A 231-nucleotide genomic window follows, 5' to 3' on the forward strand; every position below is an offset into this window, starting at 1 on the left:
TACGCCGATTTTTCGGGGCGCTCGCGTCGCAAGGAATACTGGATGTTCGTGCTGTTCACCCTGCTGCTGAGCATCGCGATCGGCGTGCTGGCCGGTATCGGCGCCGCGGTCGGGGCGAGCGAGGACGGTCCGGGCGTTGGCTTCTGGCTGGCGATCGTGCTGGCGGTGCTGGTCAGCCTCGCGCTGCTGGTGCCGTCGATCGCGGTGCAGGTGCGCCGCTTCCATGACCAG

The 231-nt window shown here is 68.0% G+C and carries 1 protein-coding gene; it reads left to right on the plus strand.

What is annotated here, in order from left to right; genetic code table 11:
* The coding region (locus SB822_RS61340; RefSeq protein ID WP_410859697.1) for a DUF805 domain-containing protein at positions 1-231 on the plus strand (231 nt) is incomplete at both ends.

Source organism: Paraburkholderia sp. SIMBA_054 (genome assembly GCF_046534875.1).
Taxonomy (GTDB): domain Bacteria; phylum Pseudomonadota; class Gammaproteobacteria; order Burkholderiales; family Burkholderiaceae; genus Paraburkholderia; species Paraburkholderia hospita.